This is a genomic window from Sphingobium bisphenolivorans (assembly GCF_000412635.1).
GTDB classification, from domain to species: Bacteria; Pseudomonadota; Alphaproteobacteria; order Sphingomonadales; family Sphingomonadaceae; genus Sphingobium; species Sphingobium bisphenolivorans.
Genome location: NZ_ASTG01000013.1, coordinates 67,422 through 81,262, shown reverse-complemented (window position 1 = coordinate 81,262; position 13,841 = coordinate 67,422). Strand labels below are relative to the sequence as shown.

Here is a 13,841-nt window from a genome sequence, read left to right as displayed (position 1 = left end):
GCCATTTGGCGCGTTCCGGCGATCACAATGAGGGATTTTGGTGCGCTTCAACGATCTCATGCAGACGGTGCTGGCCGCAGAGAGCAGAAGCGGCCTGGGCGCCGTTACGCTCTGGCGGCAATGCGTGGATTTGTTGGCGCAAAACGACCGGCATGATCGCGGCATCATGTCTGAGGGCGAACGCGCCGCTTTGCTGGAACGGATGGTCGGCCTGGTCCCTGAACTGTCGGAAACGCAGCGGATCGCGACGGTGGTGGAACTCGGCGGACGGCTGCGGTCGCCGACGCTGGTCGAATTCTTCGCCAATGATCGGCCGGCCATCGCCGCGGCGGCCATGTCCCGCGCGCGGCTGCCCGATGACCTTTGGGTAGAGATGCTGCCTCGCCTCAATCCCACGGCGCGTGGGGTCCTTCGCGCCCGGCGCGACATGGGCGCGGCCACCTTGCAAGCGCTCGAGGCGTTCGGCTCGGTCGATCTGGTGCTGACGACCGATCGGGAGGACGCCTTCGCGGCTCCCCAGGGGGACGACATGCTCCTGACGGAGGCGATGATCGCCCCTGCGGATGCAACGGATGCGGTCGACCAGGTTGATCTCGAACCCGCCGAGCCGGAAGATCAAAGCCAGATCCGCAATTTGGTCGATCGTATCGCGCGCTTCACCAGCGCCAGGCGAACCGGTGAGTCGGTGGACGCGCCGCAGGAAGAGGATGCGGCAACACCGCGCGGCTTCGCCTTTGAAACGGATGCCATGGGCACCATCATCTGGGTGGACCAGGGGCCGCGAGCCGCATTGATCGGGCTGGTGCTCAACGAGACTGCGCTTGAAGGCGGCAGTGGGCCGGACGGCCATGTGGTGGGCGCCTTCTCGCGCCGGAGCGGCTTCCAGAATGGGCGCTACACCATCGTCGGCGGATCGATGGCGGGCGAGTGGCGGATGTCGGCCAATCCCTTCTTCGATCCGCGTTCGGGGCGGTTCCAGGGCTATCGCGGGCAGGCGCGTCGGCCCTATCTGCATGAGGTGGCGGCAGGCCCCAAGACGGAAGCCGTGTCGATCGCGGGACTATCGGCCGATTCGATCCGGCAACTGGTGCATGAACTGCGCACGCCGCTGAACGCTATCCTGGGCTTTGCGGAGATCATAGAGCAGGAACTGTTCGGCCCTGCAGGCCCCGAATATCGCGACATGGCCGGCAAAATCGCCGTCGATGCGCGCCATCTGCTGACCGCGTTCGAGGATCTGGACCTGGCTGCCCGCGTGTCCCGGGGCGACGAGGCGGAGGCGCCCGAAGTGGTCGATCCCGCGCTGCTGGTCACGCAGGTGGCGGCGCGCTTTCGGGGGCAGGGCGACGGCCAGGGCGCGCGGATCGACATCAGCATGGCGCGCGCTCTGCCAATGGTGCGGATCGATCCGGTGCAGGGCGAGCGGATGATCCAGCATCTGCTGCGCACGCTGATCTCTGTCGCACCCGCTGGCGAGGCGCTGACGGGGGCCTGCTGGTATCAGCCCGACGGAGGCGATGGCCGCGTTGTGCTGGCGCTGGACCGCCCCTCCAGCCTGGCGGGCATGGAGGAAGAGCGGCTGCTCGATCCGGGCTATATGCCTGACGGTAATTGGGCAGACGGGCCGCTGCTGGGGCTTGGCTTTTCGCTGCGCCTTATCCGCAGCCTGGCTTCGGGCTGCGGCGGGGCGCTGGAGATCGAACCGGGCCGCTTCCTGCTGGCGGTGCCTGCTCTGGCACAGCAGGAAGGAGCCGTCGGCAGCGCCTGACGGGAAACCCTATCGCAACCATATGGGTGTAGGCGGGCGGCATGACGACGCTTACCCATGACGGCGGCTTGCTGCGCCCCCCCGCTAGCGAGGACATGATCGCGCTAGACCCGGACTTCGGCACGCGCTTCATGCTGTTTGTGGATACCGAGGAAGAATTTGACTGGGGCGCGCCTTTCAGCCGGACCGCGCATGGCGTCACGGCGCTTAACGGGATGGCCCGGGGACAGAGCTATTTTGCGGCGGCGGGGGTGAAGCCCGTCTATGTAACCGACTATCCGGTCATCGAGAGCGATGCCGCCGCCGACCTGATGGGGCGATGGCTGGCGGATGGCGCGGCGGACATCGGCGCGCATCTTCATCCTTGGGTCAACCCGCCGCATGTGGAGCAGGTCAGCGCCGAGAATAGCTATGTCGGCTTCCTGCCTGAAGCGGTCGAGCGGGAAAAGCTGGAGGCATTATCCCAGAGGATCGCAGCACGCTTCGGCCGCCGGCCTATTGCTTATCGGGCGGGCCGCTACGGCGTCGGGCCGAACAGTGCGCGGCTGCTGGAACAGGCGGGCTTCCGGCTCGACAGTTCAGTGCGCGGCCGCTTCGACTACAGCCGCCAGCATGGGCCGGATTTCACCGGTGTGCCGCAGCATCCCTATTGGGCAGGGCCGGACCGGACGCTGATTGAGTTGCCATTGTCGACCGCCTTCATTGGGCTGCTTCGGCGCGGTGGGGAGCGGCTCTATCGGCGCACCCAGGGCATGGGTCCGGTGGCGGGCGCCCTGGCGCGCGCCGGCATGTTGAGCCGCGTTCCGCTGACCCCCGAAGGCGTGCCCGCCCGCGATGTCATCGCCGCAATCGACGCGCTGATTGAGGAAGGAGTGCGGGTGCTGAACTTCAGCTTTCACTCCCCGACATTGGAGCCGGGGCATACGCCCTACGTCCGCGACGAAGCCGACAGGGCCGCCTTCTATCGCTGGTGGGACATTGTGTTGGATCACCTCGCCCGGCGGCAAATACAGGCGGCTTCGCTCGATCAGCTGCTGGGCGCCGTTCACCCACGCGGATGGGCTTGCAAAGCAGCCTGATGCTGCCTATCCCGGCGCCAGGGTGGGGCCTGTAGCTCAATGGTTAGAGCTGGCCGCTCATAACGGCTAGGTTGCGGGTTCGAGTCCTGCCGGGCCCACCATTTTCCCAAACCATTGCGGCGCCTGACTCACACAGGTTTGGGAAAAAAGATGCTCGCTTTTTGCTGCGCTGCATCCATTCTCCTTGTCGCGCATTTTTGAGCGCAGATCGCTTGAGAGCGAAGGACGGGGAGAACATCCATGACCAACGGGCATGACGATCATATCCGCAAGCGCGCCTACGAAATTTGGGAGCAGGAGGGCCGTCCCGAAGGTCGCGAGCGCGAGCATTGGCAACAGGCGCAGGACGAAAACGCCCTTCCTCCGGTCATGGAGGAAGAAGCGCCGTTTGCACCTGCGGATGCGATCGTCGACCAGGATTTCACGCCGCCTGCCCCAAAGCCTCGCGCTCCGCGCAAGCGCAAGGGCCTGGAAAAGTAGCAGCCTCCATCCCCCTCCATTGAAAGGCCACCTTTGAGCCGTCTTGCCGACCGCCTTGAGGGCGGAACACCCTATCCGTTGGGCGCCACGTTCGACGGGCTCGGCGTCAACTTCGCGGTCTTTTCCGCCCATGCCGAGCAGATCGACCTCTGCATCTATGATCCAAGCGGCCGGCGCGAAATCGCCCGGCTCCCGCTGCCCGAATGTACGGACGAGGTGTGGCACGGCTATCTGCCCAACGCCCGACCGGGGTTGCTGTACGGGTATCGCGCGCACGGACCATACCAGCCGGAACAGGGGCATCGCTTCAATTCCAACAAGCTGTTGCTCGACCCCTATGCGCGCAAGCTGTCGGGGCCGATCAAGTGGACGGACGCGCTGCATGGTTATCCGGTGCGGGGGCGGCGCGCGGATCTGGGCTTCGATCGTCGCGACAGCGGTCCGGCCATGCCGAAAGCGGTCGTCACGCACGATATTTTCGACTGGTCGCGTGACGTGAGGCCGAACACGCCATGGTCGGAAACGGTGATCTATGAGGCTCATGCTAAGGGCCTGACGAAACTGATGGAGGAGGTGCCGCCGCAGGAGCGCGGCACTTTCGCGGGCCTCGCTCATCCGCGCGTGATCGATCATCTCAAGCGGCTGGGCGTCACTGCGCTGGAACTGATGCCGATCCATATGTTCGTGCAGGACCGCTTCCTGCAGGAAAAGGGGCTGCGCAACTATTGGGGCTATAACAGCCTCAACTTCTTCACGCCGGAGCCGAGCTATTTCGCCGGGGATACGCAGGACGAATTGCGGGTAGCGGTGCGGCGGCTGCATGCGGCGGGGATCGAGGTGATCCTGGACGTCGTCTACAACCATAGCTGCGAGGGAAGCGAGTTGGGGCCAACGCTATGCTGGCGCGGGCTCGACAACGCGACTTACTACAGGCTGCTGCCCGACAATCCGCGCCACTGCCTGAACGATACAGGCACGGGCAACAGCTTCGACCTTGGCCATGCGCGGGTGATCCAGATGGTGGCGGACTCGCTGCGCTATTGGACGACGTCCTTCGGCATTGACGGTTTTCGCTTCGACCTCGGCCTCACATTGGGGCGGACGGACCATGGCTTTGACCCGAGCGCCGGGTTTTTCGACGTGCTGCGGCAGGACCCGATCCTTGGCCGAGTGAAGCTGATCGCAGAGCCCTGGGACGTAGGCATGGGCGGGTATCAACTCGGCAATTTCCCGCCCGGTTTTGCCGAGTGGAACGACAAATATCGCGACACGGTGCGGCGCTACTGGCGCGGCGATCCGGGGCAGCGCGGCGATCTGGCGGCTCGGCTGGCGGGGTCGGGCGACATTTTCGACCGGCGCGCGAGGCGGCCTTGGGCCAGCGTCAATTTCCTCACGAGCCATGACGGCTATACGCTCGCCGATCTCGTGGCGTACGAGGAGCGGCATAATGAGGCCAATGGCGAGGAGAATCGCGACGGCCATGATAATAACCTTTCCCGCAACTGGGGCGCGGAAGGGCCGACCGACGATGAAGCCATCATCGAAACGCGCGGGCGGGTGCAGCGGGCGATGCTGCTGACACTGCTGGCGTCACTTGGCACGCCGATGCTGGTCGCGGGTGATGAGTTCGGACGTACGCAGGGCGGCAACAACAATGCTTATTGCCAGGATAATGCGATCAGTTGGATCGACTGGTCGCTGCTTGAAACGGACGCTGGACGCGCACTCAACGACTTCGTTGCGCGCGTGATCCGATTGCGCAAGGATCATGCGGTGCTGCGCGCCTCCACGTTCCTCTATGGGCAGGATTCCCCCGGACAGGGGATCAACGACATAGGATGGTGGGATGAGCAAGCCCAGCAACTGTCGGACGAGGATTGGCAGAATCCCGAAGCGCGGGCGCTTTCGATGCGGCGAGCGATCCGACGAGAAGATGGATCCGTCGAGGCGATCAACCTGCTGCTGAACAGCGGGGATGAGCCGATCTCCTTCCAGTTGCCGGGACCGTTTCGCGAGAGATCCCTGCTCGCCGACAGCGCCCGTCCCGATACGGCGGACGAAAAAATCAGCGATGTCTATGAGCTGGCGGCCCATAGCGCCGCGCTGATCCTCTCCGTCGCGGAGTTTCCGGAGTGAGCCGGCTCTGGGGCTCAACGCTGCAACCCTCGGGAGAAACGCTCTTCCGGCTGTGGGCTCCGGGGCGGGAGACGGTCACGCTCGACGTAGATGGCCTTGCCCTGGAAATGGAGTCCGCAGAGGACGGATGGTTCAGCGCCCTGGTCGAGGCTCCGGCAGGGACGCGCTACCGATTCCGGATCGATGAGCAGGCGGTGCCCGATCCCGCCTCACGATCGCAGTCAGGCGGCGTGCATGGCTGGAGCCTTGTCACCCCGGCCGAGGCTTATCCCTGGGTTCACGATGGCTGGCGCGGGCGGCCCTGGACGCAAGCTGTGATCCAGGAGGTGCATGTCGGCGTGGCCGGTGGATTTACGGCACTGATCGGGCAACTGCCGCGCCTTGCGGCGCTTGGGATCACTGCCATTGAGCTGATGCCCATCGGTGCGTTCGGCGGCATGCGAAACTGGGGCTATGACGGCGTACTGCCATTCGCCCCAGCGGAAAGCTATGGTTCGCCCGATGAGTTGAAGGCGCTCATCGACGCGGCCCATGGTCATGGGCTGATGGTGCTGCTCGATGTCGTCTATAATCACTTTGGCCCGGACGGAAATTATCTGTCGCTTTATGCGCCTGACTTCTTCCATGCCGATGTCGATACCCCCTGGGGCGGAGCAGTGGCGGTGGATAAGCCGCAGGTGGCGGCTTTCTTCCTGGAAAATGCGCTGATGTGGTTGAACGACTACCGGTTTGACGGACTGCGTTTCGATGCCGTGCACGCGATCGGCAACCCTTCGTTTCTCGACTGGTTGGCCCATTCGATCCGCGATAATGTCGATCCGGAGCGGCATGTCCACCTGATCCTTGAAAATGAGGAGAATGATGCCGCTCGCCTCGGGCCCGACGGGTTCGACGCCCAGTGGAACGACGACTTTCATAACGTCCTGCATGTCCTGCTGACGCGCGAGAGCAGCGCCTATTATGGCGACTTTGCCGATGGGCCGACGGAGCGGCTGGCGCGCTGTCTGGAACAGGGCTTCATCTATCAGGGGGAGCCTTCACCCAATCATGATGGACGGCCCCGCGGCACCCCGAGTGGGCATCTGCCGCCTTTCCGTTTCGTGTCTTTCCTCCAGAATCATGACCAGATCGGCAACCGCGCCCTGGGCGAGAGGTTGACGCAGCTTGTCGATCCCGCGCGGTTGCGGGCCGCGACGGCGCTGCTGCTGCTCTGCCCGCAGGTCCCGCTACTGTTTATGGGGGACGAGATCGGCGCGCGCACGCCCTTTCTCTTCTTCACCGATTTTCACGATAAGCTTGCTGATGCGGTGCGTGAAGGGCGGCGCCGGGAATTCGCCAAGTTCGAGGCGTTCAGCGACGAAGCGGCGCGTGCGCGTATCCCTGATCCCAATTCAGAAGCGACATTCGCCGCTTCGCGCCCGGAGCGGCCGGCTGATGCGGAAGAATGGGAGGATTTCTATCGCACATTGCTGCGGCTCCGGGCCGAGCTGATCATGCCTCGGCTGGAAAAGGCGCGGGCTGTCGGCGCCACTATGCTTGGCGAAGGCGCCGTTCAGGCGGCGTGGCGGCTTGCCGAGGGGGTGTTGCTCACCATTATCATCAATATTGGTGATAGTGTCGTCGCCCTGCCTTCCCCACCGGGCAGGTTGATCCATGAGGAGGGGAGGGCCGGCGACCCCGCCAGCTTCGCCGCCTGGTGGAGTGCGCCATGAGCGCGCTGCATGAATTGGCGGACGAGGCCGGGCTGGCGCGATGCTGGACGGATGCCGACGGGCGCGCCCAAACTGTCGCGGATGAGGCGCTTGCAGCGATCCTGAAGGCACTCGGCTATGATGCCGCAACAGAGCCTGCCATCGCCGAAAGCCGGCGCCTCGTCCAGGAGCAGACGCGGCGGTTCCCCGCGCTCATCAGCGCAGACGCGGGGCACCCGATCAGATTGCCGGCCGTCGCGGCAGAGTTGACCGATATCGAAGCTGTCGCCGAGGACGGGCGCGCCTTTGCCATGAAGGTGCGGGATGGCATGCTGCCGCCCTTCCCGCAGGCAGGCTATTACCGGCTGAAGCTTGGTCATTCGGAATGCCTGCTCGCGGTGGCTCCGCCGGCTTGCGTACCGCTTCCTGAAGGAAAAAGAGCGTGGGGTGCGGCGGTTCAGATCCCCGCTCTACGCGGCAAGGCCGCAAAGGGCTTCGGCGATCTGGGCGACGTCGCGGACGCGGCCCGCCTGCTGGCCCACGCGGGTGCCGACGCGATCGCGATCAGTCCCGTGCACGCCCTTTATCCTGGCGACGGAGGGCGGTTCAGCCCCTACAGCCCGTCCAGCCGCCGCTTCGTCAATGGCTTTCTTGGCAATCCCGCCCTGCTGGGCCTGTCGCCCTTGCCGGAGGCTGCCGATCCCGCGCTGATCGACTGGGTGGTGGCGATACCCGACCGCCTGGTTTATTTACGGGCGTTGTTCGACGCGCTTCCCCCGGACGCGAGCCGAGCGTTGGAAGCGTGGGTCAACAGCCAGGGCGATGCGTTGCATTGCCACGCGTTGTTCGACGCGCTGTACCTCCATCATCGCAGGCAAGGGTTGCACGACTGGCGGCACTGGCCGGAGGCGTTCCGCACGCCGCACAGCCCGGCTGTGAGCGACTTCGCCGCCAGTCATGTGCGGGAAATCGCCTTCCACCGCTTCGTCCAGTGGCTGGGCGACAGGAGCATGGAGGCCGCGCAGAAAGAGGCGCTGGACGCGGGCATGTCGATCGGCCTGATCGCCGACCTGGCCGTCGGGATCGATCCGGGCGGCAGCGATGCATGGGCGATGCAGAACGCGCTGCTGTCCGGCCTGTCAGTCGGGGCGCCGCCCGACCCGCTCGGCCCCGAAGGGCAGAATTGGGGGCTTACCGGCTTCTCGCCGCAAGGACTGAAGCAGACCGCTTTCGCGGCCTTCATCAGCACCTTGCGCGCCAATCTGCGGCATGCCGGAGCATTGCGCATCGATCACAGTTTCGGGCTGAAACGGCTATGGGTAGTCCCGGAGGGCGCAAGCGCGAGCGAGGGCGCCTATCTCGCTTACCCCTTCGACGACATGTTGCGGCTGGTGGCGCTGGAGTCCCACCGCGCAGAGGCGGCGATCATAGCTGAGGATCTGGGCACGGTGCCAGAGGGCTTTCGCGAGGCGATCAGCGCCAGGGGCATCTATGGCATGCGGGTGCTCTGGTTCGAGCGCGAGGAGGGAGGCCGCTTCTGTCCGGCCGCCAGCTATGACGTGAACAGCGTCACAATGACGGGAACCCACGACACCGCTACGATTGCCGGCTGGTGGAAGGGGCGCGATCTTGAGTGGAACCGCATTCTCAGCCGCGGCAATGCGGACGAGCGCGCGCGCGATGTGGAGCGCACGGCCCTATGGGATGCGATCGGCGACCGAGCGGCGCAGCCTGACCCGCAGCAGACGGAGCCAGCCGTTGACGCAGCGCTCCGCCATGTGGCGTCCACGCCTGCGGCGCTCGCCATCTTTCCGCTGGAGGACCTGGCGGGACTGGACGAGCAGCCCAACCTGCCGGGCACCGTTGATGAGCACCCCAATTGGCGCCGCCGTATGCCCGTGACCCTCGACATGATGATGCAGCAGCCTGCCGTCAACGCCAGGGTCCGCGCCATAAGGAAGGCACGTTGTCGATGATACCCCGCGCAACATATCGGTTGCAATTTCATGCCCGCTTCACCTTTGGCGATGCCATCGCCATCCTGCCCTATCTCGATGCATTGGGCATCAGCCACATCTATGCATCGCCCATCACCAAGGCGCGGCGAGGATCGACCCATGGCTATGACGTGGTCGATCCGACGATCATCAACCCCGAACTGGGCGGGGAGGCAGGCTTTCGCGCGTTGGTGGCAGCGCTGCGGCAGCGCGACATGGGGATCATTATTGACATCGTGCCCAACCATATGGGCGTCGCTGGCGGGGACAATCTCTGGTGGAACGATGTGCTGCGGCTTGGGCAGGAGAGCCCCCATGCCGCCGTTTTCGACATAGACTGGACCGGGCCGATCATCCTGCCGGTCCTTGGCGCCACGCTGGGTGAGGTGATCGCGGCGGGCGATCTGCGGCTGGAGAGCGATGGGCACGATCTCTTTCTCAGCCTTTATGGCGAGCAGCATTTGCCCGCTCGGCCCGGCTCTGGCGACCCCTTCGGCTGGTCGGGCAGCACCTTCCCCGCCTCGCCCGAGGCTGAAGCCTTGCGCGCCTTTGTCGATGCGCAGCACTACCGCCTTGTCCACTGGCGAACGGCCAATGACCGGCTGAACTGGCGCCGCTTCTTCTCGATCGATGAACTGGCGGCAGTGCGGGTCGAGGACCCTCCAGTCTTCGCTGCGACGCATGGGCTTTATCTCGACCTGTTCCGGCAAGGGCTGATCGACGGCGTTCGGATCGATCATGTCGACGGACTTACCGACCCTGCGGGATATTGCCGCACGCTCCGGAATGCACTCGACGAAATACGCGGCGGGGAGGACCGTGCCTATATTGTCGTCGAGAAGATCCTGGCGGCCGATGAGCAACTGTCCCCCGCGTGGGGCGTGGATGGCACCAGCGGTTATGATGCCATGCGCGACCTGACCGGCCTGTTGCATGACGCCGCCGGGATGAACGCCCTCCATGCTCTGTGGCACGAGGTCGATCGGTCTGCGCCGGCGCTTGATGACGCCATCCTCAAGGCGCGTCAGGAATTGCTCGCCTGGCAATTCGACGCCCAGCTTTCCGCTTGTGTGGATGCGGGCACGAAGGCTTTGGCAGCAGCGCTGGAGGACGATCCCGCGCTGGAGGCGATCACGCCTGCCATGCTCCGCCGGGCGATGGAGCGGCTGTTGTGGGTGTTCCCGGTCTACCGCACCTACGGAACCGGTTCGGCCGCGCCGCATGAAGATGGCGCCGTTCGCGATCGGGTGTGGGCTGATGTGCAGCGCCATCTTCCGCCCGGCGAAGACCATGTCGCGGCGCTGGTGCTGGACTGGCTGGGTGGCGGGGGTCCCGGGCCACGCTCCCTCGTCGCTGAAGTCGTCCGCCGCTTCCAGCAACTCTCGGCACCGATCGCCGCGAAGGCTGTGGAAGACACGCTCTTCTATCGGCATGTGCCGCTGCTGTCCGCCAATGATGTGGGCTTCGCGCCGGATCAGCCCGCCGTGTCGTTTCGAACCTTCCACGAGCGGACAGCAGCGCGGCAGGAGCTTTTCCCGCATGCGATGTTGGCGTCGGCAACCCACGATCATAAACGCGGCGAGGATGCCCGCGCCCGCCTTGCGCTGCTCAGCGACATTCCCGATCTGTGGGCCGAGCGGTGGCAGCGCTGGGGTCGGCTGGCCGAAGCGCAGGATGCCGCTGTCCACCCGGCAGATCGCTATCAGATCGTGCAGGGCTTGTTCGGCGCTTGGCCCCTCGACAGCGGCGATCTCGATGAGGCCGGCCTCATCGCCAGGCTCGGCGAATGGATCGTCAAGATGCTCCGCGAGGCAAAGCTGCGCTCTGCCTGGGAGCAGCCGGACGAAGCCTATGAGGAGCGGTGCCGCGCGATGCTTGGGGCGCTGCTCGCTGAGGGGGAATTTCGCCGCGACTTCGAAGCCTTTCTGGCGGTGACTGCCCCTGCCTTGCGGGTGAACATACTGGCGCAGACGGCGCTCAAATATATGATGCCGGGTATTCCGGACTTGTATCAGGGCGCGGAACTGCCGGACTTCAGCCTGGTCGATCCGGATAACCGGCGTCCGGTCGACTTTTCCTTGCGGCGCCGGTTCCTCGCTGCTGGTGGGGCAACGAGCGTCGAGGCTGAAAAGCTGCGCCTGATCGCCGATCTGCTCGCCCACAGGCGCGCTGAGCCCGAGCTCTTTGCCCATGGCGATTATGTGCCTGTGTCTGTTGAGGGCGACCGTGCGGATCATGTTCTGGCGTTCACCCGCAATTGGAAAGGGGAGAGGCTGCTCTGTGCCGTGATGCTCCACATGGCGCCCGTCCTCATCCGACAAGACTCGGCTTTGCCCCCCCGGCAATGGTGGGGTGAAACGGTGCTCCTGCTCGATCAACCCAGGTTAGTTGCTGATCTGTTTGACGACTTGCCCGTTCACATCAGCCGCGGAAAATGTTAGATGATGGGAACTTGATGAAAAAATAAGCGTCTTTGGGTCGGCCTTGCAATTTGGCTTAATGCCGGGGGAAAAGGATACGAAGGCGGATGTTTACCCATCTTGGCGATGATTGGCTGTCGCAAAATAGTGAAAGCTTCACAGTCGCCCACAATGCTCATCATGAAACGCAAACGACTGTATCCAGGCATCTTCTTCATCGGGAACGATTGGGCGATCAGTTGATCTTCGCCGGTGCCGATGGGCGCCAGCGTTGTGAGGCTGGCGACGAGATATGGGAGTTGACGGTGCGCAACCATGACGGGTTGCTCAGCCATTATGTCGCCACCAGCCTGCAGCTTTGCCTGTCATCGGCACAAGCTGTTCTGGAAGGCGGGCGCCCGCCTTCGGCTATGGCGGCCTGACTTGTATTAATGTTTGCGGATGGGGCGTTCCGGCTTTTCGGAACGCTCGTCCAATCCCATCCATTTGCGGCGGTTGGCTTCCTCTGAGGCGAAATAGACGCGTTGCTGCTCAGCCTTGTCGCTCACGAGGCTGGGCTGCTGTCCAGCAAAATGATGGCGAGCCTTGATCATGTCCCTCTCCTGCGGCGCGTCTCGACATGGCACACCGCTGGGTGAAAGCGCCCGGCTCACGATCGTTCCCGATGGGGACAGAAAAACTTAGGTTGAATAACATACTTATACGCTCGGCTCGCCCAAGCCGCTGCTCAGCCACCGCATGACAGCTGCGACCACATGATCCTGTTCGATGTCGGTCAGGGCTCGGCCTTCCGCTATGGTATGCCATTTCCGCAGGCATGAACGACAGCAGGTGGCGGTCGCATGCTGCGCGATGAACACGGGATGCCCGCGCATCGGCGTTTGCCGCCCGTCATTGGCGGGTAGGGCCGGGGCAAGCCGCTTGGCGATGAAGTCGCGGGCGTGCTGCTCGATCGTGTCCGGGCTGCGCCGCGCCATATAGTCGCGCTCCTTCGCGCCCAGGCGGAAGCGGGAGCGGAACGCCGAGCGGGCCAATCGGGGGAAGACGAAATCCAGGTCGCGCATGCCCGCGGATATAGCGACTGCGGCAGCCAGTTCCTATTTCGGGGAAATGGTGACCCAGATCGACCTGTTCCCTGCGCCGCTTCTACCCGGCCTTGACTATGCCGAAGCCTTCTTCTCACCGCAGGAAGAAGCCAAACTGATCGCGGCGATCGATGCGCAGCCGCTCTCGCCTTTCCGCTTCCAGCGCTGGCTCGGCAAGCGGCTCACACTGTCCTTCGGCTGGAGCTATGACTTTGAAAATGGGGGCTTTGCACGGGCTGATCCCATTCCCGATTGGTTGGTGCCGATCAGGACCCGAGCGGCGGCGTTCGCCGGGCTGGATCCGGTCGAACTCGCGCAGGCGCTGCTGATCCGCTACGATCCGGGCGCGGGTATCGGATGGCACCGCGATCGGCCGGTTTTCGAGCATGTGGTGGGACTGTCGCTTGGAGCCCCTGCAACGCTGCGTCTGCGGCGGAGGAGCGGCAAAAGTTTTGATCGAGCGTCGCTCCTCTTGCAGCCGCGCTCCATCTATCATTTGCAGGGAGAAGTAAGGCACGAATGGGAGCATGGCCTCGCCGCCATGGATGTCACGCGCTGGTCGATCACTTTCCGCAGCCTCTCACGCAAGGGGCTTGCGCTTGCGGGCTGAGCGGACTTGCGGAGGAGGAAACCGCTTCCCATATCGCCTTCAACGTCAACAGCGGAAAGGAGGTGGTCTGATGTCTCATTGTCGCATGCCTGAGAAGGCAGCAGTTGGGCTAACGGCCTCCGCCACGGAGGCTTTGCTCGTCTGAGCTCTGCCGAAGATCGGCCGACAATGGAAAGGCCGTACCGGGATCGCCGGTGCGGCCTTTCGCATTTCCGGGATAGCTGGCCGGTTCGTTCTTGCTAGAATCCCTCCGTGCCCTTGTGATCGCCATGTCCGGTGGCGCGAAGTTCTTTCCGATCGGCGTCCGCCCTTTGCTGCGCCTCGTCGATCTGCTGCCGCTCCTTGTCGGTAGGCAGCGCCTTGTGAGGGCCGGGGGCGGCCTTTTCATGGACGCCATGCACGGTGGACCGCTGCTCCGTAGCAGGGGCCTGTCCGGGACGAGGCTCCTCCATCTAATTTCTCCTGTCCTGAGATGCTGCCTATCGAACGGAGGCGGCGGGCGGCGGTTCCTTGCAAAAGCGCATGGGTGCTTGCTGGGGTAACCGGCTTGGCTAAAAGGAGGCGGAGCGAGGGAA

At 64.3% G+C, this 13,841-nt stretch carries 12 protein-coding genes and 1 tRNA gene; 9 read left to right on the top strand and 4 right to left on the bottom strand.

All coding sequences use genetic code 11. From position 1 onward, the window contains the following. Positions 1-37: 37 nt before the first annotated feature. From L858_RS0111095 to treY, 8 genes are all read left to right on the top strand, one after another. Positions 38-1,768 carry a sensor histidine kinase gene (locus L858_RS0111095; RefSeq protein ID WP_022683222.1) on the top strand — a complete coding sequence of 577 codons (1,731 nt, stop codon included), beginning with the start codon at positions 38-40 and terminating at the stop codon, positions 1,766-1,768. 41 nt (positions 1,769-1,809) lie between these two features. After that, entirely contained in the window at positions 1,810-2,847 is a 1,038-nt protein-coding gene (locus L858_RS0111090) for a polysaccharide deacetylase family protein (protein ID WP_022683221.1), read from the top strand. Between the two features lie 25 nt (positions 2,848-2,872). Further along, positions 2,873-2,948 (top strand) — tRNA-Ile (locus L858_RS0111085). Positions 2,949-3,087: 139 nt separating this feature from the next. After that, complete coding sequence (locus L858_RS0111080; RefSeq protein WP_022683220.1) at positions 3,088-3,327, top strand: DUF2934 domain-containing protein; 240 nt, start codon at positions 3,088-3,090, stop codon at positions 3,325-3,327. A gap of 33 nt (positions 3,328-3,360) precedes the next feature. Beyond that, the gene (gene glgX, locus L858_RS0111075; protein WP_022683219.1) at positions 3,361-5,463 is read left to right on the top strand and encodes a glycogen debranching protein GlgX; all 2,103 of its coding nucleotides are present in this window, start codon (positions 3,361-3,363) and stop codon (positions 5,461-5,463) included. Further along, a complete protein-coding gene (treZ, locus tag L858_RS0111070) occupies positions 5,460-7,175 on the top strand; it encodes a malto-oligosyltrehalose trehalohydrolase (protein ID WP_022683218.1) in 1,716 nt (571 codons plus the stop codon). Before glgX ends, treZ begins: the two co-directional genes overlap by 4 nt. Continuing rightward, positions 7,172-9,130, top strand: coding sequence for a 4-alpha-glucanotransferase (malQ, locus tag L858_RS0111065; protein ID WP_022683217.1), 1,959 nt, complete (start codon positions 7,172-7,174; stop codon positions 9,128-9,130). The genes treZ and malQ overlap by 4 nt, the downstream gene beginning before the upstream one ends. Beyond that, positions 9,127-11,592, top strand: a complete 2,466-nt coding sequence (gene treY, locus L858_RS0111060) for a malto-oligosyltrehalose synthase (protein ID WP_022683216.1) — start codon at positions 9,127-9,129, stop codon at positions 11,590-11,592. The genes malQ and treY overlap by 4 nt, the downstream gene beginning before the upstream one ends. Here treY and L858_RS21675 read toward each other — a convergent pair. From L858_RS21675 to L858_RS0111045, 3 genes are all read right to left on the bottom strand, one after another. Further along, positions 11,589-11,906 carry a hypothetical protein gene (locus L858_RS21675; protein ID WP_152639807.1) on the bottom strand — a complete coding sequence of 106 codons (318 nt, stop codon included), beginning with the start codon at positions 11,904-11,906 and terminating at the stop codon, positions 11,589-11,591. The two genes, treY and L858_RS21675, sit on opposite strands and share 4 nt — an antisense overlap. Positions 11,907-11,999: 93 nt before the next feature. Continuing rightward, a complete protein-coding gene (locus tag L858_RS21980; RefSeq protein ID WP_022683214.1) occupies positions 12,000-12,164 on the bottom strand; it encodes a hypothetical protein in 165 nt (54 codons plus the stop codon). A 105-nt stretch (positions 12,165-12,269) separates the two neighbouring features. Next, a complete protein-coding gene (locus tag L858_RS0111045) occupies positions 12,270-12,635 on the bottom strand; it encodes a DUF4186 domain-containing protein (protein ID WP_022683213.1) in 366 nt (121 codons plus the stop codon). Here L858_RS0111045 and L858_RS0111040 point away from each other — a divergent pair. Next, positions 12,634-13,266, top strand: a complete 633-nt coding sequence (locus L858_RS0111040; protein WP_022683212.1) for an alpha-ketoglutarate-dependent dioxygenase AlkB — start codon at positions 12,634-12,636, stop codon at positions 13,264-13,266. The genes L858_RS0111045 and L858_RS0111040 overlap by 2 nt on opposite strands. Before the next feature lie 239 nt (positions 13,267-13,505). Here L858_RS0111040 and L858_RS0111035 read toward each other — a convergent pair whose 3' ends face one another. After that, positions 13,506-13,718 (bottom strand): hypothetical protein, encoded by a 213-nt coding sequence (locus tag L858_RS0111035; RefSeq protein WP_022683211.1) that lies wholly within the window; start codon positions 13,716-13,718, stop codon positions 13,506-13,508. Positions 13,719-13,841 lie beyond the last annotated feature (123 nt).